Annotated in this window: 16 protein-coding genes and 1 other RNA gene; 5 read left to right on the top strand and 12 right to left on the bottom strand. The window is 39.7% G+C overall.

The window, feature by feature from the left end:
* Window positions 1–6: 6 nt before the first annotated feature.
* The 5 genes from mapZ to HT725_RS03145 all read right to left on the bottom strand — a co-directional run bounded on the left by mapZ (window position 7) and on the right by HT725_RS03145 (window position 4,007).
* On the bottom strand, window positions 7–1,413 hold the full coding sequence (gene mapZ / locus HT725_RS03165; protein ID WP_173253054.1) for a mid-cell-anchored protein MapZ: 1,407 nt from the start codon (window positions 1,411–1,413) through the stop codon (window positions 7–9).
* A 12-nt stretch (window positions 1,414–1,425) separates the two neighbouring features.
* Window positions 1,426–2,583 carry a class I SAM-dependent RNA methyltransferase gene (locus HT725_RS03160; RefSeq protein WP_173253053.1) on the bottom strand — a complete coding sequence of 386 codons (1,158 nt, stop codon included), beginning with the start codon at window positions 2,581–2,583 and terminating at the stop codon, window positions 1,426–1,428.
* Window positions 2,584–2,667: 84 nt separating this feature from the next.
* Window positions 2,668–3,048: RNase P RNA component class B (rnpB, locus tag HT725_RS03155), an RNA gene on the bottom strand.
* Window positions 3,049–3,068: 20 nt separating this feature from the next.
* Window positions 3,069–3,410 (bottom strand): cell division regulator GpsB, encoded by a 342-nt coding sequence (gene gpsB / locus HT725_RS03150; RefSeq protein ID WP_173253052.1) that lies wholly within the window; start codon window positions 3,408–3,410, stop codon window positions 3,069–3,071.
* A 69-nt stretch (window positions 3,411–3,479) separates the two neighbouring features.
* A complete protein-coding gene (locus tag HT725_RS03145; protein ID WP_173253051.1) occupies window positions 3,480–4,007 on the bottom strand; it encodes a DUF1273 domain-containing protein in 528 nt (175 codons plus the stop codon).
* A gap of 66 nt (window positions 4,008–4,073) precedes the next feature.
* On the opposite strand from HT725_RS03145, the gene recU reads away from it, so the two are divergent.
* Entirely contained in the window at window positions 4,074–4,670 is a 597-nt protein-coding gene (recU, locus tag HT725_RS03140) for a Holliday junction resolvase RecU (RefSeq protein WP_000248777.1), read from the top strand.
* A complete protein-coding gene (gene pbp1a, locus HT725_RS03135) occupies window positions 4,667–6,823 on the top strand; it encodes a penicillin-binding protein PBP1A (protein ID WP_001040008.1) in 2,157 nt (718 codons plus the stop codon). The genes recU and pbp1a overlap by 4 nt, the downstream gene beginning before the upstream one ends.
* A gap of 160 nt (window positions 6,824–6,983) precedes the next feature.
* Here pbp1a and HT725_RS03130 read toward each other — a convergent pair whose 3' ends face one another.
* From HT725_RS03130 to HT725_RS03110, 5 genes are all read right to left on the bottom strand, one after another.
* Window positions 6,984–8,963 (bottom strand): peptide ABC transporter substrate-binding protein, encoded by a 1,980-nt coding sequence (locus HT725_RS03130; protein WP_173253050.1) that lies wholly within the window; start codon window positions 8,961–8,963, stop codon window positions 6,984–6,986.
* A gap of 234 nt (window positions 8,964–9,197) precedes the next feature.
* Entirely contained in the window at window positions 9,198–10,298 is a 1,101-nt protein-coding gene (glf, locus tag HT725_RS03125; RefSeq protein WP_173253049.1) for a UDP-galactopyranose mutase, read from the bottom strand.
* A 332-nt stretch (window positions 10,299–10,630) separates the two neighbouring features.
* Window positions 10,631–12,589 carry a peptide ABC transporter substrate-binding protein gene (locus HT725_RS03120; protein WP_173253048.1) on the bottom strand — a complete coding sequence of 653 codons (1,959 nt, stop codon included), beginning with the start codon at window positions 12,587–12,589 and terminating at the stop codon, window positions 10,631–10,633.
* A gap of 226 nt (window positions 12,590–12,815) precedes the next feature.
* Window positions 12,816–14,783, bottom strand: a complete 1,968-nt coding sequence (locus HT725_RS03115) for a peptide ABC transporter substrate-binding protein (protein ID WP_016399094.1) — start codon at window positions 14,781–14,783, stop codon at window positions 12,816–12,818.
* A 275-nt stretch (window positions 14,784–15,058) separates the two neighbouring features.
* Window positions 15,059–16,669: an alpha-glucosidase gene (locus HT725_RS03110; RefSeq protein ID WP_173253047.1), complete on the bottom strand. Its 1,611-nt coding sequence runs from the start codon at window positions 16,667–16,669 to the stop codon at window positions 15,059–15,061.
* Window positions 16,670–16,821: 152 nt separating this feature from the next.
* Between HT725_RS03110 and HT725_RS03105 the strand changes: the two genes are divergently transcribed.
* Both HT725_RS03105 and HT725_RS03100 read left to right on the top strand, forming a co-directional pair.
* Window positions 16,822–18,306: a DUF1846 domain-containing protein gene (locus tag HT725_RS03105; RefSeq protein WP_173253046.1), complete on the top strand. Its 1,485-nt coding sequence runs from the start codon at window positions 16,822–16,824 to the stop codon at window positions 18,304–18,306.
* A 94-nt stretch (window positions 18,307–18,400) separates the two neighbouring features.
* Window positions 18,401–18,883, top strand: a complete 483-nt coding sequence (locus tag HT725_RS03100) for an S-ribosylhomocysteine lyase (RefSeq protein ID WP_000032547.1) — start codon at window positions 18,401–18,403, stop codon at window positions 18,881–18,883.
* Between the two features lie 371 nt (window positions 18,884–19,254).
* On the opposite strand, the gene HT725_RS03095 is transcribed toward HT725_RS03100, so the two are convergent.
* Window positions 19,255–19,698, bottom strand: coding sequence for a thiol-disulfide isomerase (locus HT725_RS03095; RefSeq protein ID WP_173253045.1), 444 nt, complete (start codon window positions 19,696–19,698; stop codon window positions 19,255–19,257).
* Window positions 19,691–20,530, bottom strand: a complete 840-nt coding sequence (locus HT725_RS03090; RefSeq protein WP_173253044.1) for an excalibur calcium-binding domain-containing protein — start codon at window positions 20,528–20,530, stop codon at window positions 19,691–19,693. The genes HT725_RS03095 and HT725_RS03090 overlap by 8 nt, the downstream gene beginning before the upstream one ends.
* A 183-nt stretch (window positions 20,531–20,713) precedes the next feature.
* On the opposite strand from HT725_RS03090, the gene HT725_RS03085 reads away from it, so the two are divergent.
* Window positions 20,714–21,040 carry a helix-turn-helix transcriptional regulator gene (locus HT725_RS03085; RefSeq protein ID WP_173213424.1) on the top strand — a complete coding sequence of 109 codons (327 nt, stop codon included), beginning with the start codon at window positions 20,714–20,716 and terminating at the stop codon, window positions 21,038–21,040.
* Window positions 21,041–21,204 lie beyond the last annotated feature (164 nt).

Raw genomic sequence — 21,204 nt, 5'->3', positions numbered from 1 at the left:
GACTGCTTAGTAGTCCAAGTCATCCGCATGACCAGCGCCATTTCCGACAAAGTAGCCTGTCTTACAGTTAAGGGTAAAGAGATAGGTTCCATCTGGCTTGTAGAGGTTGTAATAACCATTGCCATTAACGATATTGACACGTTCAAGGATATATTGGTCTCCAGTGATATAGCCACGTGAACGTGAAGTCGCTAGAATTTGTTCCAAGACACCATCCGCGAAATCCCAGGCAGAGTTGTTACTATCATCAATAGCAGACTGGTTATAGGCAACACGACTGGCACTTCTTTGAACAGCAACTCCTGCACTCGAGAGACCCATATTGACTTCACTATGAGAACTTCTAGTTTCATTTGATGCCGTATTTGAACTACTTGGGCTTGTCTCACTAGTCGTATTTGAGCTTGCTTGACTAGAGCTTGAGCTACTAGTTTCACTTGAACTTGAGCTAGAAGTACTTGTTTGCTGGCTCTTACCAAGGCTGATAGCCTTATCTAGCACTTTATCAAGCTCCGTATTTCCAGTTTTAATATCTGTAAATTTAGCATCCGATTTGGCTTTGGCATTGGTATCCAAGACACCATCCACAATAGCTGGTTTTTCAAATTGTGCATTGACGTCTTGAATGGCCTTGATTTGCGTTGCTAGACTATCATATTTAGATTTGGCAAGCGTATGTTCACGACTACCTTCCAGTTTATCAAGTAAGGTCTTGAGTTGACTCAACTTATCAAACTGGCTATTTTTCAAAGCCGTTTTATTGCTGTCTGTGTAGAAGGCGTCATAAAGTGTATTAAAATCATCCACATCCGATTGATTGGCTGTAGTTGATTGAGAAGTTTCAATCTCCTTGGTCGAGCGATTCACTTGACGATAGACATAATAAGCACTGACACAGATAATTATTGATACAAGCGCCAAAGCGGTTAAAACAAAGCCTTTTTTGCTTTTCTTTTCTGAGTCTTCTTGTTCCAGACGAGAAAGACTCTGCTCCTCTTCCACTTCTTCAGTCATTTCTGTTGGATTTTCATCCTCTAGCAATAGAGGATCCAAGTCTTGCTCCTCATCGTCCAGAGGCAAGGGTGGTAAGATGTCTTCAGAAGATGGAACTTCCTCCGAAGAAGCTTCTGACTCTTCTACAGCCTCACGCACTTCTTGGATTAAATCATCCAGACTCTGAGTTTCAACTAGCTCCTCTTTTTTGTATTGACGAGTCGCAAACTTATCCGCCTCAATTTCATCTCTGTGTTGCTTAACATACTTGTCCAAAATGGAATCCTCAGGCAAGACTCCTGCTTCCACTTCCTCATTTTTACGAATAGCTTGACCAACTGTTAGCTCTTTTGCTTCATCAAAATCAAATTGCGGTTCTTGACCTTCTTTTTTATGACGATTTCGTCTTTTCTTACTCATGAGTATCCCTTTCTATTTTACCTCTTGCCGTTTGACACGCTGACCAAAATATTGATACAGATCCACTTTCAAGGTTCCGTTGTATAACTTACGCTTCTTATCTGCTTGGCTACCATACTTACTTTCAAAAGCTTCATCACTAGTCAGGATAAATTTGCTCCAAGTTTTCAGTGGTGCAAATACCTGACCCATCTCAGCATAGAGCTTGGTCACCCCTGCATCATCTGATAAACGCTCCCCGTAAGGCGGATTGGAGATAATCACACCATTGATTTTATCGGAACGCAAATCCTGCACGCGCATCTGCTTAAAGGTAATGTCCCCTGCAACACCAGCTGCCTGAGCATTGGCCTTAGCAATTTCCACCATGCGAGCATCAATATCACAGCCCATGATATCCAGTTCCAACTCACGATCTACTTTCTTAGCCGCTTCTGTACGCACTTCCTGAATCAAGCGATCGCTGACCCAGTTCCACTCCTCAAAGGTAAAAGAGCGACGAAGTCCTGGTGCCATCTTTCTGGCAATCATAACTGCTTCAATACAGAAAGTCCCCGAACCACAGGTCGGATCAATCAAAGGCTTGTCTGGATACCAGTTAGAAAGTTGTAAAATAGCTGCTGCCATGTTTTCCTTGATAGGAGCGCCACCCTTTTCGGTACGATAGCCACGTTTAAAGAGACTGGAGCCTGTCGTATCAATCATGACAGTTGCCACATCTTTGAGAATAGAGACCTCAATCTTAAACTCTGGGCCATTCTCCATCAAAGGAACCCCTTCTGGGCGGGCGTAGTGTTTCTGTAATTTCTTGACAACAGCTTTCTTAGAAATAGCCTGTACACTTGGCTCATTGTGAAGTTTGGACTTAACACATTTGGCTTTTGAAATCGGGAACCGAGCTCCGAGTGGTAAATAATGTTCCCAATCTAAAGCAAAAACTCCCTGAAACAGTTCTTCAAACGTCTTAGCTGGGAAGGTTCCTACGATAATTTTGATACGATCTGCTGCCCGAAGCCAAAGGTTGGTTTCGATAATCGCTCTCACGTCTCCTTGAAAACGAACACGTCCATTTTCAACCTGACAATCGTAGCCCAGCTCTCGTACTTCTCGTCCTACAACAGCTTCAAGTCCTGCTGCCACAGTTGCAATTAAATTAAATTCTTTTTTCATGTTACAGTCTTGCAAGACCTTTCTATATGTCCACTTTAAAAAATGAGGTTGAGAAAATTTCTCAGCCCCAACCTATATGCAATTTTCTATAAGCCATGTTTTGTTCCAGAAGTGACTAGGACCACTTCCTTCGATAATCATCTGTCTACCACTAACAGCTCTAGCTGATAGCAGTCAGAATACTACGTTCGTTTCCGCGTACTCCATGCCCCGACCAAAATTTGGGTTGCTAGCTTGAGGGGTTTACCGCGTTCCACTCTCTCTGTTTCCAGAAAGACTCCGTCACTGTGGCACTTTCAAGCTTACTCTGACTTATCCAAGGACTTAGCCATTTCAACTGCCGTAACGATTTCTCGTCCCTAGGCTTATGGTTTCGCCTAGCACAAACACTACAGGCATCACAGCCTGTGCTAGCATGGACTTTCCTCATGAGAAGCAATTCTCCTCACGCGATTATCCAAAAATTGCATGTAACAAGACCTGAATTACAAATCAGTATTGTCTAAAATTTGTTTACCAAAAACTTCTTTTTCAAGACGATTCAAGCGTTTCAAAATATCAAAATTCGTCATAGAAGATGAAGCTGCCACATCAATTGGATCTGGGTGACTAGGACTTGGAGCCGAACTCACTTGCGGTTTACGAATTAATTCTTCCTTCAAATCCGCAATCTCCTGACGAAGTGACTTGACCAAGGCAGCATAGGTTTCATAGTCCTTGATGACATCGTCTAAAAACTCATCAACTTCTACCTTACTATAGCCACGGACTTCACGCCCAAACTCTTGTTCAAAAATATCTTTTGCTGAAAAAATAATACTTGCCATGTCTCTCTCCATTCTCGCTTGCTAGTATTATTATATAAAAAAAGGCAAACAAAAATCAAGGTCAAAGCTTCAATTTTCGGAAAAATTTTCAGCAAGTTCATTTAATTGATCAAATGTTAATCTCTTTATAAAATAGTCCTCTTGATTTTTCATCTTTTGGTAAAAATAAGCTAGTTTCGTCTCATTTTCTTCATCATAAAAAAGATAGGAACTAGTCGTGTTTTCCAGTAAAAACTGCTGGTAATCTCTTAACTGCCCCTTGTGTTCATAGCGAGGATAGGCATATTTGACAAAGTCTACCTGCTTAAAACGACTCAGTTTCATCTGATTGCCTTCATTCCAATTTTCCCCATGGGTTTCAAAAGCAAAAATGGTCGCCAACTGGAAACCGTATTCGGTCTTCATTTCCTGAGCAACCTCTAAAACCCAATATTCAAAACCCAAACTTCCTGTAAACACAAGCCAAGACAACCCATCTGCTGCCATAGCCTCTAAATCTTTACGTATCGCTTTTTTAATCAATTTAAGACGAGGATCCTTGTCAGAAAACAAACCCAAATCAAAAGCAGAATAGCCTAAAACCAAAGCTGTAGCCATTTTTAACCCTTTCTGTGCAAATTTATGGTATAATAGAGTGATGTTATTGTACCAATAAGGAGAATTATGGTCAACTATCCACATAAACTTTCATCACAAAAAAGACAAACATCTCTTTCTCAACCCAAAAATTTCGCAAATCGAGGAATGTCTTTTGAAAAGATGATCAATGCTACCAACGACTACTATTTGTCTCAGGGCTTGGCTGTTATACACAAGAAACCAACCCCTATTCAAATTGTACGAGTGGACTATCCACAGCGAAGTCGTGCTAAGATTGTTGAAGCCTATTTTCGACAAGCTTCAACGACGGACTATTCTGGCGTTTATAATGGATATTACATCGACTTTGAAGCCAAGGAAACAAAACAAAAACGTGCGATTCCGATGAAAAATTTCCATCCACATCAGATTCAGCATATGGAACAAGTCCTTGCCCAACAAGGAATCTGCTTTGTCCTTCTTCACTTTTCTTCTCAGCAAGAAACCTACTTATTGCCGGCATTCGATTTGATTCGCTTCTATCATCAAGATAAGGGACAAAAATCAATGCCACTTGGATATATTCGAGAATATGGATATGAAATCAAGGCTGGTGCCTTCCCTCAAATTCCTTATCTCAATGTTATCAAAGAACATTTATTAGGTGGTAAAACAAGATGAACAAACCAACGATTCTGCGCCTAATCAAGTATCTGAGCATTAGCTTCTTAAGCTTGGTTATCGCAGCCATTGTCTTAGGCGGAGGAGTTTTTTTCTACTATGTTAGCAAGGCTCCTAGCCTATCCGAGAGTAAACTAGTTGCAACAACCTCTAGTAAAATCTACGACAATAAAAATCAACTCATTGCTGACTTGGGTTCTGAACGCCGCGTCAATGCCCAAGCTAATGATATTCCCACAGATTTGGTTAAGGCAATCGTTTCTATCGAAGACCATCGCTTCTTCGACCACAGGGGGATTGATACCATCCGTATCCTGGGAGCTTTCTTGCGCAATCTGCAAAGCAATTCCCTCCAAGGTGGATCAACTCTCACCCAACAGTTGATTAAATTGACTTACTTTTCAACCTCGACTTCCGACCAGACTATTTCTCGTAAGGCTCAGGAAGCTTGGTTAGCGATTCAGTTAGAACAAAAAGCAACCAAACAGGAAATCTTGACCTACTATATAAATAAGGTCTACATGTCTAATGGCAACTATGGAATGCAGACAGCAGCTCAAAACTACTATGGTAAAGACCTCAATAATTTAAGTTTACCTCAGTTAGCCTTGCTGGCTGGAATGCCTCAGGCACCAAACCAATATGACCCCTATTCACATCCAGAAGCAGCCCAAGACCGCCGAAACTTGGTCTTATCTGAAATGAAAAATCAAGGCTACATCTCTGCTGAACAGTATGAGAAAGCAGTCAACACACCAATTACTGATGGACTACAAAGTCTCAAATCAGCAAGTAATTACCCTGCTTACATGGATAATTACCTCAAGGAGGTCATCAATCAAGTTGAAGAAGAAACAGGCTATAACCTGCTCACAACTGGAATGGACGTCTACACAAATGTAGACCAAGAAGCTCAAAAACATCTGTGGGATATTTACAATACAGACGAATACGTTGCCTATCCAGACGATGAATTGCAAGTCGCTTCTACCATTGTTGATGTTTCTAACGGTAAAGTCATTGCCCAGCTAGGAGCACGCCATCAGTCAAGTAATGTTTCCTTCGGAATTAACCAAGCAGTGGAAACAAACCGCGACTGGGGATCAACTATGAAACCGATCACAGACTATGCTCCTGCCTTGGAATACGGTGTCTACGATTCAACTGCTACTATCGTTCACGATGAGCCCTATAACTATCCTGGGACAGATACCCCTGTTTATAACTGGGATAGGGGCTACTTTGGCAATATCACCTTGCAATACGCCCTGCAACAATCGCGAAACGTCCCAGCCGTGGAAACGCTAAACAAGGTCGGACTCAACCGTGCCAAGACTTTCCTAAATGGTCTCGGAATCGACTACCCAAGTCTTCACTACTCAAATGCCATTTCAAGTAACACAACCGAGTCAGACAAAAAATATGGAGCAAGTAGTGAAAAGATGGCTGCTGCTTACGCTGCCTTTGCAAATGGTGGAACTTACTATAAACCAATGTATATCCATAAAGTCGTCTTTAGTGATGGGAGTGAAAAAGAGTTCTCTAATGTCGGAACTCGTGCCATGAAGGAAACGACAGCCTATATGATGACCGACATGATGAAAACTGTCTTAGTATACGGAATCGGACGTGGAGCCTACCTACCTTGGCTTCCACAAGCAGGTAAAACAGGTACTTCTAACTATACTGACGAAGAAATTGAAAAGTATATCAAGAACACTGGTTACGTAGCTCCAGATGAAATGTTTGTAGGGTATACCCGCAAATATGCAATGGCTGTATGGACAGGCTATTCTAACCGTCTGACACCACTTGTAGGCGATGGCCTTACGGTCGCTGCTAAAGTTTACCGCTCTATGATGACCTACCTGTCTGAAGGAAGCAATCCAGAGGACTGGAATATGCCAGATGGCATCTATCGAAATGGGCAGTTTGTTTTCCAAAATGGAGCAAGACCGACTTGGACTGAAACGACATCCCAATCATCTTCAACCGAAAGCTCATCAACAAGTGCAGAAAGCTCTACTAGTCAAGCACCAGTAACAAGTCCTGATGCTAGTACTAATGGTCAAAATCAAGCACCAAATGCACCAGGAGCCAATCAAAATCCAGCTCCACAGACTCCTCAAGTCCAACAACAACCACAACAGTAAACGAAAAATCCTGAGAACTCTAAACTCAGGATTTTTTCATTGTCAAAATGAAATACAGAAATCAAGTACATTTTCCCACAATAAAACGCATACGATCAAGGCTTTCACCTGACAATATGCGTTTTGCTTTTAAGGACTTTTTGCTCAGTCTCTTTTTGTTTTATTTGACATGTTTGGCAAGTTCTTCTTGCGCTTTTTTATTGGATTCTGCTTTTTCTTTCATCCATTTTTCTTGAGCTTTTTGGTATTCATCTGCAGTAACTGCCTTGTCTTGAATTTCAAGGTATTTATACAAGACTGGGTCACTTGTACCTTTATTTCCTGACAATGCAAATGGTATTGTAAATGGTACCATCTTAGACAAGATTGGACGACCAGTTTTAGAAGTTGTTGGGATGATCAAAGCACTGTCGGTCAACCAAGCTTGGGCAGCAGCATATTTTTCATAGCGTTTAGCAACGTCTATAGCCTCATCACCAGCCTCAGTAACCAATTTTTCGTAGTCATATAGACCTACTTTTTTAGCAGCTACATTATCTTCCCCTGAGTCAAATCCTAAATATGTTTTAGTACTTTCTCCTACAGAAGGTTTGATAATATCGAGATAAGTTGATGGATCGGCAAAGTCTGGACCCCAACCGACATTATCTGATAAATCCCAGTCTTCGCCAGCAGCATTTTCAGCAAATAGAGTTACATTAAGCAATTCATCTTTTTGCAATTGTTGGATATCAATAACGACATTATCAGTTCCTAAAGTTGCTTCCAAGGATTGTTTCATAGATTGGACGCGCTGAACTTTTGTAGTTGCTGTCTGATCAACAGGCATATCTAGGTGAATTGGGAATGTCACACCTTCTGCTTGTAAAGCTGATTTAGCTTTAGCAAATTCAGCCTTGGCTTTTTCTGGATTGTAGAGACCATCTTGTGAATCGGCAAGGTTCACATCCTTCCATTCATCCCCATAAGTCACCAATTTTTCTTTGACCATATCGCCAAAGTTTTTCCCATCTGCTTGAACAAATGTTGGTGGCACAAAGAGATTGCGCAAGATTTTGCTTGCTCCAGTTTCTCCATTCAACTGAGAGGCATAAGCTGTACGGTCAAAACCAAAGGCAATAGCCTGACGGAAATCCTTGTTTAAGAGAGCCTTTTTAGTAGATGTCTTTTGTTCTTCGCTAGTCTTAGATGTGTGCTTATAAGATTGACGATCAATATTTGTTCCCACTAGATAAGTCGTAGAGTCTTGTTGAGTATAGACAATATTGTCTTTCATACTCTTCTCGAGCTCTGCGAAACTTGCACTTGTTGGATAAAGACGAGCTGCTGTAAGGCTACCATCTTTAAAGTTTTCTGCTGGTTTGCTGGTATCTTGCCCATCCCAGAATGACAATTTAACTTTGTCAATATGCACATTGTCCTTATCCCAGTAGTTCGGATTCTTCGCAAATTCAACAGAGGATTTAGTCACAATGGATTTCAACAAATAAGGACCGTTATACAAGAGACTACTTGGATCCGTAGCTTTGGCAAAATCATCCCCTTTTGAATTCAAAAACTCTTCATTGACTGGCGCAAGCACACCCATGGTTGTTTTTGAGTTCCAAAAAGTTTCAGGTTTGTTCAAGGTGTATTGGATTGTTTGGTCGTCAAGGGCTTTAATCCCGACTTGAGCGAAGTCTGTGATTTCACCTTTGGCATAGGCATCCAGACCTTTGATTGAATCCTGTACCAAGTAAAGGGCTTCTGCTTTCTTATCTGTTGCATATTTAAGTCCTGTTACAAAGTCCTGAGCCTTAACAGGAGCGTACTCTTCTCCCTCAGATGTATACCACTTGGCATCTTGACGAATCTTATAAGTATAAGTCAAGCCATCCTTAGAGACCGACCAGTCTTCTGCCAATGAAGAAACAAGGTTCCCGTATTTATCATTTTCAAGCAATCCATCGATCACATTACTAGTAATCTCAGAAGTTGCTGCCTTACCAGTTGTCAAATAGTTGAGATTATCCGGATGTGTCTCGTAGGTAAATGCAAAGGTTTTTTCACCTTGAGCGCCTGAACCCCCAGAACAAGCAGCTAAAACACCAGCTGCTAATAAGGTTACTCCCGCAAGAGCCAATACTTTTCTTGTTTTCATAGTATTCTCCTTTGTTTTTTTATTCATTATAGACTCTTTTTCAAGTCCTGTCAATAGAATTTTCTGAATTTTAAGAGTTATTTGTTATATTTGATATATTCTGAAAAATAAAATTGTTCATTTATGCCAAAAAAGCCAACAGAGATTCTCTTCTGATAAGCAGAAAAGAATCTTGTTGACCTTACTTCTAAAAATCTTAAGTAGCAAAGATTCTAAAATAACGGAATCCTTGCATTATTGTCCCAACTCTTCCTCGACCACTTCCAAAGCCCGTTCAATGACCACATGCATGTCGTAGTATTTATAATCAGCCAAACGTCCGCAGAAAATGACCTTATCATTCTGTGCCGCTTCTTCCTGATATTTGGCAAAAATAGCATTGTTTCTCTCATCATTGATTGGATAATAAGGCTCATCCCCACGTTTCCAATCAGCTGGGTATTCACGAGTAATGACCGTTTTAGCTTGTGCTCCGTACTCAAAATGTTTATGCTCAATAATACGAGTATAAGGAATTTCTCGCTCTGTATAGTTTACAACTGCATTTCCTTGATAGTTCTCTTCATCAAGAACTTCATGCTCAAAACGAAGACTACGGTATTCTAACTCACCATGTTTATAATCAAAGTATTGGTCAATCATCCCCGTAAAGACAACTTTTTCAGCAGAAGCTTCTAATTCCTGACGATGGGCAAAAAAGTCAAGGCCAAGTTCTACTTCTACATCTTTCAGCATATTTTCGATGATAACGTTATACCCCCCAATTGGAATACCTTGGTAACGGTCATTAAAGTAGTTATTATCAAAAGTCAAACGAACTGGTAGACGTTTGATGATAAAGGGTGGAAGGTCAGTCGCAGAACGCCCCCATTGCTTTTCAGTGTATCCTTTAATCAACTTTTCATAAATATCTGGACCGATCAACTTGATAGCCTGTTCTTCCAAGTTTTTAGGTTCAACGTCCTTCATGTGAGCCGTTTGCTCAGCAATCTTATCTTTGACCTCTTGAGGAGTTTTTGTCCCCCATATAGCATAGAAAGTATTCATATTGAAAGGTAGATTATAAAGGCTACCCTTGTAATTAGCTAGAGGCGAGTTGATATAATTGTTAAACTCAGCAAATTGATTCACATAATCCCAAACTTTTTTACTAGAAGTATGGAAGATATGAGCACCGTATTTATGAACATTAACTCCTTCTACATTCTCACAGTAGATATTTCCACCAATGTGGTCACGTTTATCAATAACTTTTACTTTTTTTCCACGCTTAGTCGCCTCATAAGCAAAAATTGCTCCCGACAAACCAGCACCAACGATTAGATAGTCGTACATAGTCTCTTCCTTATCATTTACCTCTCATCTCCTTAACTATAGCAAAAGAGAGGATCTTTATACTCTTCGAAAATCTCTTCAAAGCACGTCAGCGTCCATCTGCAACCTCAAAACAGTATTTTGAACTGACTTCGTCAGTTCTATCTACCACCTCAAAGCTGTACTTTGAGCTAACTTCCCAGTTACTCTTTGATTTTTATTGAGTATTCGTTTCAATCTATTTTAGCACAAAACAAATCATTTCTCAGTTTTCAATAGCCGAGTGATTTAAAAAGACAAGCACCAAAACTGATGTTTGTCTTTATGATTTTGCTTGAAAAGGCTATTTCTAACTATTTAACATGTTTTTCTGCTTCTTTTTGAGCTTTTTCGATTGCTTTTTTGCTTTCTTGCTCCCATTTGGTCTTAGCTTCTTCAAACTGTTTGGTCGTCACAGTGTCTTTTTGCAGTTTCATGTACTTGTAGTTATTGCCATCACCCTTGATACCAACCAATGAATACCCTCTTGTAAATGGCGTTACTTTGGTTACAGATGCTGTACCACCACTTGACATGGCTGACATAATCAGAGAATTGTCAATCATCCAAGCCTGTGCTTCAGCATATTTTTCATAGCGTTTGGCTACATTTTTATTTTCACTATCTGCATCTTTGAGCATCTTAGTGTAGGTATCCAGACCTAGGCTAGTGATTTTTTCCTTGTCTTCCTTGGCATCTAGTCCAAAAATCTTGAGGTAGAATCCATCCTCTGCATTGAAAGGATTGAGATAAGTTGATGGATCTTGGTAGTCACCTACCCAACCATCAAAGTTCAAATCATAGTCACGATCAGCTGCTGTTGGCGCTAAGAAGGCTACGTTATTAAAATCATCTGTTGAAAGTTGCTGAACATCAATGACAATGTTATCATCACCCAAAACTGACTCAAGGGTCTGCTTAACTGAGTTCATACCTGTTACGGCATTTTTACTTGTTTGATCAACAGCTACATCCAAGTGAATTGGGAAGGTCACACCTTGACTTGTCAATTCTTTTTTAGCTTCCGCAAATTTTGCTTGGGCTTTTTCTTTGTTGAAATAGGCATCCTGAGCATCTGCTAGGTTTATACCTGACCATTCTGTGCCATAGTTGACCAATTTAGAAGCGACTACTTCTCCAAAGGTCTTGTCTCCAACTTGGACAAATGTAGGAGGCACCAAGGTGTTCCGAAGGGTCTTGCTAGCCGCCTCTTCTCCATTTGACTGGGCAGAATAGGCTGTGCGGTCCAAGGCAAAGTTCACTGCTTGGCGGAAGTTCTTGTTCAAGACGGCTGTCTCAGTCGACTTCTTCTGCTCATCTGTCGTTTTAGATGTATGGTTGTAGGCCTTACGATTGACGTTGAAATTGAAATACCAAGAGGTCTTGTCCTGCAAACTATAAATGATATTATCCTTATATTTCTCCTTTGTCTTGGCGAAGTTAGAACTATTTGGATAAACCCCAGCGATTGAATAAGCTCCACTTTCAAAGTTACGGATAGTCAATTCTTGGTCTGAACCATCAAAATAAGCCAATTTCACATGTTCAATTGATACTTTGTCATGATCGTAGTAATGCGGATTCTTCACATACTCGATAGATGATTTTGATGTGAAATCTTTTAACAAATAAGGTCCGCTGTAGAGAATACTACCTGGAGATAGGGTCCCAAAATCTTTCCCTTTTGAATTTAGAAACTCTTCATTTACTGGGAAAAGAATACTGTTGGTTGTTTTTGAATTCCAGTAAGGTTCTGGGCGCACCAAAGTATACTCAACAGTCTGATCGTCAATGGCCTTCACACCAACCTTAGAAAAGTCAGAATCCGTTCCTGTAACATAATCATTCAAGCCCTTGATCGAGTTTTGAATCAAGTCAATGGCCTGTGATTTATTATCCACTGCGTACTTGATACCTGTCACAAAATCCTGTGCCTTGACTGGGGCGTACTCTTCACCGTCAACCGTGAACCATTTGGCATCTTTTCTCAGTTTATAGGTATAAGTCAGACCGTCGCTTGAAACAGACCAGTCTTCTGCCAAAGATGGAACTAGGTTTCCGTGATTGTCATTTTCAAGCAAACCATCAACTAGGTTAGTAATAATAGCTGTATTATCAGCGTAGTAGTCTAACAAGTAGTTAAATGTAGTTGGATTTCCACTAAAGGTTGATGAGTAAGTTTTTGTATCTGAACCTGATTGTCCGCAAGCAGCTAAAAGCAAAGCAGCCGCAAAAGTCAGGCCTGTACTAAGGACACGCTTTTTTGTATTCATCTTCTTTCTCCTTTATGTCAGTTTTTATAACATAAGTTTATTTTACCAAAATAGCCAGGATTTGTAAAGTTAATTGAATTTTGAGAATGAAAGTTTATAAACCTTGGTTATAAAAAAACAAAGGATTTCTGTCTTTCATACAGTCCTCCCTTGTTTTTATGCGATTTATCATTTAAATATCAATAAATTAACTGATAACCTAACGAAAGCAGGATTCTCATTCACATTATTTTATGTGCTTTTCTAAATCCTTTTGATACTGAGCATTCGATTCCAGTTTTTCCTTTTGCCACTTTTTGAAGGCCGCATCATACTCTTTAGTTGTCACAATATCATTTTGAAGTTCCATTCCTTTAAAAATAAATGGATCCCCCTTAATACCGACCTGTGAATAAGCTTTGGTAAATGGAACAGTACGACTAACCATAGGAGAGCCCCCTGAAGAAGCAACTGGAATAAGAAGTGAACTATCAGTAACCCAAGCCTGTGCTTTGGCATACTTTTCGTATCGTTTATCAAGATTACTTGTCTCAGAAGCCGCATCATCCAAGAGCTTCTTGTATTCATCCAAGCCAACTTTCGCCACAACTTCAGGATCCTTGCCCTTTGTTATACCTAGATGTTTCAAGGCAGAACCCTTCTTAGCATCTAAAATATTGAGATAGGTTGCTGGATCTTGGTAATCTGGTCCCCAACCTGTTCCGTTCAAATCATAATCTTTTTGGGTTGGAACTTTAGCTTGAGAAGTAATACTTTCCTTCTCATTATCTGTCATTTGAAGAACATCTATAATGACATTCTCCGTTCCAAGCGTTTCTTCAATTGATTGTTTTAGCGAATTGGTTTGTTGAACCGCAACTACATCTGTCTGTTCTACTGGCACATCCAAATGAATCGGGAAACTCACTCCCTTAGCTTGCAATTCTGACTTCGCTTTTTCAAATGCAGACTTGGCCTTTGTTGGATTGTAAATTGTATCCTTACCATCTGTGAGAGTCACATCTTTCCACTGTTCTCCATATTTCAGTAGTTCATCCTGAGCCAGTTGTCCGAAGGTCTTCCCTGCTACTTGAACGTAATTATCTGGCACTAGACTATTACGAATAATCTTATCCGCACCCTCTTCACCGTTTAATTGAGCTGTATAGGCGTGGCGATTGAAGGCAAAATTAAGAGCCTGACGGAAGTTCTTATTGAGAAGAGCTTCTTTTGTTGATGTTTTTTGTGACTCATCTGTTTTAGCTGTTTTATTGTAAGACTGGCGGTTTACGTTCACAGTGAGGTAGTAGCTTGTTGCCTCTTGTGGACTATAGACAATCTTATCTCCGTACTCTTTCTTAGTTGACTCAAAGTTTGAGCTTGCTGGAAAAAGACGTGCAGTGGTATAGGCACCTTGTGTAAAGCTACGAATTAAGGATTCTTGATCTGAACCATCATAGAATGTTAATTTCACATTATCAATCTTGACATTTTCCTTATCCCAATAGTTAGGATTTTTTTCATATTCAATCACAGATTTAGAAATCAAAGATTTCAAAAAATATGGGCCATTGTAAAGAATACTTGATGGAGTTGGCGCTCCGTAATCCTTACCTGTTGCATTCAAAAATTCTTCATTTACAGGAAGCATGGTTGCTGTGGTTACTTTAGAGTTCCAAAAACTTTCCGGGTTATTAAGGGTATATTCTACCGTATAATCATCAAGAGCCTTCACACCTACAGTTGAGAAGTCGTTTGTCTCACCACTAACATAAGCCTCCAATCCTTTGATGGATTTCTCGACCAAAGAAAGACCATCGGATTTTCCGTCTGCTGCATGTTTCAGACCTGTAACAAAATCCTGAGCTTTAACTTCCGCATACTCTTCTCCTTCTGAAGTATACCACTTCACACCTTTACGTAATTTGTAAGTATAAGTCAAGCCATCTTTAGAAACTGACCAATCTTCTGCTAGAGAAGGAATGAGATTCCCATATTTATCATTCTCTAAAAGACCGTCGACGACATTACCTATTACGTCAGAAGTTGAACTTTTACTTGTAAGGCTATAATCCAAGGATGATGGATCAACTGCATAAACATAAGAGAATGTTTTGGGAGCATCTGCATTCTTTTCACTTTTCCCACAAGCTGTTAAAAGAATGGCTGTGCTCAAGGTCACTCCTGCTCCTAAGAGCCACTTTTTCGATTGCATAAATAATCTCCTTCAAAATAGTATTTTCACTATTATACCCTATTTTTTTATAAATGCAAGACTTCTTGTAGAATTTGTTAGAAAATTCTAACAAATGTTTTTAAAAGAGTTTTTACACAACTTTTAGCAAAAAGAGGCTGGGAAAAAAAATCTTTAAAACAAAAAACGCATAATATCAGGTCAGTACAATGAAAACCTTGGTACTATGCATTTTATTGTGGGAAGATTTACTTCATTTTCTCCTGAAGTCGAGTTTTTGCCCAATCTCTCTCATTTTAGTCAGTCAATTCCACACAGAAAGCATCCCATGGAGCTAAGATTTGTTTTTCAAATGCTTCTTGAGCCGTGGTGTTTTCAATCAAGACAGATTTAGCTTTTCCTTCTACTGTCAAGTCTTGTTCTTCATTGGACAAGTTTGCCACAACTAGGAAACGACGGTCGCCATCTTTACGGATATAGGCAAAGACCTTGTCAGCCGTATCAAGCAATTCAAAGTCAGCTCGAACCAGCCAGCTGTTTTCCTTACGGATTTGAACCAACTTCTGATAAGTATAGAAAATAGAATCTGGATTTGCCAGCGCTTCTTGAACGTTGATTGCTTGATAGTTTGGATTGACTGCCAACCAAGGTTGACCTGTTGAGAAACCAGCATTTTTGCTCTCATCCCATTGCATAGGAGTACGGGCATTATCACGTCCGATAACACGGATACTGTCCATAATTTCTTGCATCGGAACGCCTTTTTCAAGAGCTTCACGCGCATAGTTGATAGATTCAATATCCTCTACTTGGTCCAGTGTTTCAAACGGATAGTTGGTCATCCCAATTTCCTCACCTTGGTAGATATAAGGAGTCCCTCTCATGAGATGAAGCAAAATTGCAAAGGCTTTGGCAGATTTTTCGCGGTATTCTTGGTCATTTCCCCAGATTGAGACGATACGAGGGAGGTCATGATTATTCCAGAAGAGGGAATTCCAGCCGTCCTCAACTCCTAATTCTGTCTGCCATTTGTTGAAAATCTCTTTTAACTTAGCGATATTCAGCTCTTTTTGATAGTGCCATTTAGGCTGACCTTCCTGATACTGAAGACCGATATGTTCAAAATGGAAGACCATAGACAACTCTTGCCCCTTTGGATCAGAGTAGAGCTTGGCAATCTCTGGCGTTGCTCCCCAAGTCTCCCCTACTGTCAAGAGATTCTTATCTCCAAAGGTCGCTTGATTCATCTCCTTGAGATAGGGATGGAGCATAGGACCATTATTGACTACTTTCTCGTCAGGAATTTTGCCAATCATGTCAATAACATCCATGCGGAAACCGCCAATGCCTTTATCAATCCAGAAATTCATCATCTCGTAAATTTTCTGTCGAAGTTTTTCATTTTCCCAGTTGAGATCAGGCTGTTTCTTGCTGAAAAAGTGGAGATAGTATTGACCTGACTTTTCATCGTATTCCCAAGCAGAACCACTAAAGATAGACTCCAAATCATTGGGCTCATCCCGCCAGATATAGTAATCTCGCTCAGGGCTGTCAGGATTTTCACAGGCCTCGACAAACCAAGCATGTTCATCTGAGGTATGATTGACCACCAAGTCCATGATGATACGAATATCACGCTTCTTGGCTTCTGCGATCAGTTGGTCCATATCCTCCATGGTTCCGAAAATAGCTGCAATCGCTTGATAATCAGCAATATCGTAGCCATTATCATCCATAGGGCTGTCATAAACGGGAGAAAGCCAGATCGCTGTGATTCCTAACTTAGCTAGATAGTCTAACTTACTGGTAATACCTGGCAAATCGCCAATTCCATCTCCGTTGCTATCCATAAAGCTCTTAGGATAGACTTGATAAACCACGGCATTGTGCCACCATTTTTCTTGCATCTTCTTACCTCATTATTTTCATAATCTACAATCTATGATAGCGCTTTTTAGAATTTTGTGCAAGCGTTTGCCTAATCTTTTTAATTTCTTTTTTGACTCCATAGTTTCCTAACTTCCAATTTTTTATTATAATAGAGGTCAGAGGTAAAAAAATGAAAAAACAAGCTTTTAGTTCTGAACAATATTTGAATCTACAGCGCGATCACATTTTGGAGCGCATTAACCAATTTGACGGCAAGCTCTACTTGGAGTTTGGTGGCAAAATGCTAGAAGATTTCCACGCTGCTCGTGTCCTTCCTGGTTATGAGCCTGACAATAAAATCAAGCTCTTACAAGAATTGAAAGAGCAGGTTGAGGTTGTGATTGCTATTAATGCTAGCAATATCGAGCATTCCAAAGCACGTGGTGACTTGGGCATTTCTTATGACCAAGAAGTTCTTCGCTTGATTGATAAATTCAATGAATTAGGGATTTTTGTCGGCTCTGTTGTCATCACACAGTACGCTGGTCAACCCGCTGCAGATGCCTTCCGCAACCAACTTGAGAAAAACGGAATTGATTCTTATCTTCATTATCCAATCAAAGGATATCCGACGGATATGGATCACATCATTTCTCCTGAAGGTATGGGAAAAAACGACTACATCAAAACCAGTCGTAACTTGATTGTCGTAACCGCTCCTGGACCTGGTTCTGGAAAATTGGCAACCTGTATGTCCAATATGTACCACGACCAAATCAATGGTATCAAGTCTGGCTACGCTAAATTTGAAACCTTCCCAGTTTGGAATCTTCCCCTTCATCACCCAGTCAATTTGGCCTACGAGGCTGCCACAGCTGACCTTGATGATGTCAACATGATTGACCCTTTCCATCTTCAAACCTATGGAGAAACCACTGTCAACTACAACCGTGATATCGAGATTTTCCCAGTGCTCAAACGTATGTTGGAACGTATCCTAGGAGAGTCTCCATACGCTTCTCCAACAGACATGGGTGTCAACATGGTTGGTTTCGCTATCACAGATAACGAGGCTGCCATTGAAGCCTCTAAACAAGAAATCATCCGTCGCTACTATCAGACTGTTCTTGATTTCAAAGCCGAAAAAGTGGGCGAATCTGCTGTCAAGAAAATCGAGTTGCTCATGAACGACCTCGGCATCACACCTACAGACCGTAAGGTTGCTGTCGTTGCCCGTCAAAAAGCAGAAGAAACTGACGGACCAGCTCTAGCCCTTGAATTACCAAATGGGGAAATCGTCACAGGTAAGAACTCTGAACTCTTTGGCCCTACAGCCGCTGCTCTTATCAACGCCATCAAGAAATCAGCTGACATCGCTAAAGAAGTAAAACTAATCGAACCTGAAGTTGTTAAGCCAATCCAAGGTCTTAAAATTGATCATCTCGGTAGCCGCAATCCACGCCTTCATTCAAATGAAATCCTGATTGCACTTGCTATCACAGCTACAGAAAATCCTGATGCTGCTCGTGCTATGAAAGAACTTGGCAACCTCAAAGGAAGCGAAGCCCACTCAACCATCATTTTAACTGATGAAGACAAGAATGTCCTTCGCAAATTAGGTATCAACGTAACCTTTGACCCTTACTACCAATACGACCGCTTGTATCGTAAGTAACGATTCGAACCTCTCCACTCTCGGAGAGGTTTTCTCTCTGCCTCAGGAGCCAGCTTTGTGTTATAATGAAAGAAGAAAACTGAAAGGATTTACCATGTCAAAAGAAGTTATTGTCGAAAGTTTTGAACTTGACCACACTATTGTTAAAGCACCTTATGTCCGCTTGATTGGGGAAGAAACAGGGCCAAAAGGAGACATCATCTCCAATTATGATATTCGCTTGGTGCAACCAAACGAAGACTCTATCCCTACTGCTGGTCTTCACACTATCGAGCACCTCTTAGCAAAACTCATCCGCACCCGCATTGACGGCATGATTGACTGTTCACCATTTGGGTGCCGTACAGGTTTCCACATGATTATGTGGGGGCGTCATACCAGCGCTGAAATTGCGGCTGTTATCAAGGATTCGCTCAAGGAAATCGCTGAAACTACTACTTGGGAAGATGTTCCTGGAACAACCATCGAATCTTGCGGAAACTACAAGGATCACAGCCTCTTTTCTGCTAAAGAATGGGCTAAACTCATCTTGGAACAAGGGATTTCAGACGATGCCTTTGAACGCCATGTGATTTAAACGTAAAAAAGAGGCTAGGCAAAAAAGTCTTTAAAACCAGAAAAACGCATAGTATCAAGTGTTAAAAATCTTGATATTATGCGTTTTATTGTGGAAAGATTTTCTAAATAGGAACTAAACAAATCTAAACCACTTCATCTAATCCTCTTTTATGCCATTATTTTCAATCAAAGTTAATTTTGATTTAATCTGTTTTGTAAAATACCTGTTCGGAGCTATTCGGAGCACTTTGTCCAGCTACGATTCTATTTTTGCTTAAATCAGAATCAACCCATTTTATAGTAATGCCAATTGGATAAACACTCATACCATATCCTGTAGGTCCTGAGCTCACACTAAAATCTATATGTCCATCGCTTCTCATTTTTGCCTTAATATTTGTACTTACTTACAAATAATTCAATCCCTTCAACACTGGCTTGACTTGCATTCGGTAATCTGTCATATGCTGTACCATTTGTGAAATAAGTGAGATTGGGGATTGTTTTAAATCCTACAGTTGTTTTGAAGTTATTCCAACTTGTCTTGTCTATATGCTCACTATCCAAGTAATACACAGTTGTCCCAGTTTTATCTACTGCTTCCGCAAGCTTTGGAACAAATTCTTGGCAATATGGGCAACTCTCTCTCCCTGTGTATAGGTAAAAGCTTTCTTGATGTTGTATTTTTTGTTCCACAGCCTCTAAACTTATCATTTGGAGTCTGTTCACAGCTATCTGGTAGTCTGTTTGAGGCAGAGTGGTTAAGTATGCTGTGAATGTGACGATTATAATAAGTAGTAGTGACAGTAGAGTAAGAACTTTTTTACTATTCATCACATCCGTATCCGTCTTTGTCTCTATCTAACCATGGACCATATTGTGGGTCACTAGCAGGTATGTTTACACGTCCTGCTTTTCGTGCTTCCGTACAGTTTTTGAACGGTCTTAAATTTGATTGTGGAGCAGGTGTAGACGATTGTGTAGGAGTAGTTGTAGTGTGAGATGAAGCTTGTTCTTGCTCTTTTTCTCGTGAAGATGCTTTCCTTTCCTCCTCTTTTGATTTGGAGGCTTCAATACTTGCTTTTTCCTCTTCTTGTGCTTTTTCTGTTTTTCTCACTTCACTGATTACTAACGAACCTTTATCGATTGAATCATATTTTTCTAAAGATACTGTATTTCCTGTATAGACCATAAGTTCATTCATTTTCACAGCTAGTGATTCAGGTGTACGAATAAGAAGCTTCTTGCCTGTTATGCTGTACTCACGATATTCATCTTTTTCTTCAATCCCAATTACCTCGGCTTCAACTTCGTAGAGTTTATCTGTGTTAGAGAGTTTATGTGCTACCTCTCTCAGTGCTTTGGCTCGCAGTATGATTTTAATTTGTGGTGTGTTTAGATAAGCATCTACAGCTATATGTCCAGTTGGAGACCATTTCTCTATTTTAGAGCTAGTTTCACTACTGGATGATGAAGTAGAGGAAGATGAACTAGACTGTTTAACTTGTGAAGACTGTTTGACAGAATCACTAGCCTTAGTTTGAACTTGTGAGTGTTTAGTGCTACCGCTAGTTAATAGTGTGAAGAACAGAATAAGGATAAACAATAGTACAATACTACCTATAATCTTTTGTTCTTTGCTTAATTCCTTAAGTTTTTTAAGCATATATATCCTCCTGATATTTAACTTTATTTAATGAAATAAAAGAAATGTTTCCTAATAGTTATAATTATATCACATAAATTTTAACAATAGAATATATTTTTAACAAATATTAAACTATAGAGAATGTAAACCTGATTGTTTAATCTATAAGATAGATAGTAGATTTAACTTAGGGGTGAAGGAATGGATGATATATTAGAAAATATAAGTAATCAGATACGAGACTTACGAGCTTCAAAGAAGATTACACAGCAAGAATTAGCAGAAAAAACAAATCTAAGCGTTCCTTATATCAGTCAGATAGAAAATAATCACAGAAATATCTCTTTGGAAACTTTTGTGAAGATTGTTGATGCTTTAGAAGTTTCATTGAGTGATTTTTTCTTACCTTATTCTGTGCCACAAGATACAGAAATGATGGAACTGTTATTGAAGATTCAGAAACACCCACAGCATAGGATGATTGTTCATAAGGTGATGGAAATACTTGATTTAAGCCAAGATAGCTAGTGATAAATTAAAAAGAACCTAAAGTGTAATTTATACTAAATCTATCTAATCGTAGACGGTTACGTTATTCAGATAAGGAATGAGGTATAGGTTGTAATTTTAGAATGATTTTTCTTTGTTGAAGAAATTGATTAAAAAACAAAAAGAAAATAGATAAGCACTGA

The organism is Streptococcus sp. 2579, assembly GCF_013277195.1.
Taxonomy (GTDB): Bacteria; Bacillota; Bacilli; order Lactobacillales; family Streptococcaceae; genus Streptococcus.
This window is presented reverse-complemented; position numbering and strand designations above follow the sequence as displayed.

What these genes read in the sequence shown, in the direction of transcription:
- HT725_RS03095 (WP_173253045.1), bottom strand. Translation starts at nt 19,698, where the DNA reads ATGAATAGTAAAAAAGTTCTTACTCTACTGTCACTACTACTTATTATA.
- gpsB (WP_173253052.1), bottom strand. Translation starts at nt 3,410, where the DNA reads ATGGCAAGTATTATTTTTTCAGCAAAAGATATTTTTGAACAAGAGTTT.
- HT725_RS03085 (WP_173213424.1), top strand. Translation starts at nt 20,714, where the DNA reads ATGGATGATATATTAGAAAATATAAGTAATCAGATACGAGACTTACGA.
- HT725_RS03110 (WP_173253047.1), bottom strand. Translation starts at nt 16,669, where the DNA reads ATGCAAGAAAAATGGTGGCACAATGCCGTGGTTTATCAAGTCTATCCT.
- mapZ (WP_173253054.1), bottom strand. Translation starts at nt 1,413, where the DNA reads ATGAGTAAGAAAAGACGAAATCGTCATAAAAAAGAAGGTCAAGAACCG.
- recU (WP_000248777.1), top strand. Translation starts at nt 4,074, where the DNA reads ATGGTCAACTATCCACATAAACTTTCATCACAAAAAAGACAAACATCT.
- HT725_RS03100 (WP_000032547.1), top strand. Translation starts at nt 18,401, where the DNA reads ATGTCAAAAGAAGTTATTGTCGAAAGTTTTGAACTTGACCACACTATT.
- HT725_RS03115 (WP_016399094.1), bottom strand. Translation starts at nt 14,783, where the DNA reads ATGCAATCGAAAAAGTGGCTCTTAGGAGCAGGAGTGACCTTGAGCACA.
- HT725_RS03130 (WP_173253050.1), bottom strand. Translation starts at nt 8,963, where the DNA reads ATGAAAACAAGAAAAGTATTGGCTCTTGCGGGAGTAACCTTATTAGCA.
- HT725_RS03160 (WP_173253053.1), bottom strand. Translation starts at nt 2,583, where the DNA reads ATGAAAAAAGAATTTAATTTAATTGCAACTGTGGCAGCAGGACTTGAA.
- HT725_RS03120 (WP_173253048.1), bottom strand. Translation starts at nt 12,589, where the DNA reads ATGAATACAAAAAAGCGTGTCCTTAGTACAGGCCTGACTTTTGCGGCT.
- HT725_RS03105 (WP_173253046.1), top strand. Translation starts at nt 16,822, where the DNA reads ATGAAAAAACAAGCTTTTAGTTCTGAACAATATTTGAATCTACAGCGC.
- glf (WP_173253049.1), bottom strand. Translation starts at nt 10,298, where the DNA reads ATGTACGACTATCTAATCGTTGGTGCTGGTTTGTCGGGAGCAATTTTT.
- pbp1a (WP_001040008.1), top strand. Translation starts at nt 4,667, where the DNA reads ATGAACAAACCAACGATTCTGCGCCTAATCAAGTATCTGAGCATTAGC.
- HT725_RS03090 (WP_173253044.1), bottom strand. Translation starts at nt 20,530, where the DNA reads ATGCTTAAAAAACTTAAGGAATTAAGCAAAGAACAAAAGATTATAGGT.
- HT725_RS03145 (WP_173253051.1), bottom strand. Translation starts at nt 4,007, where the DNA reads ATGGCTACAGCTTTGGTTTTAGGCTATTCTGCTTTTGATTTGGGTTTG.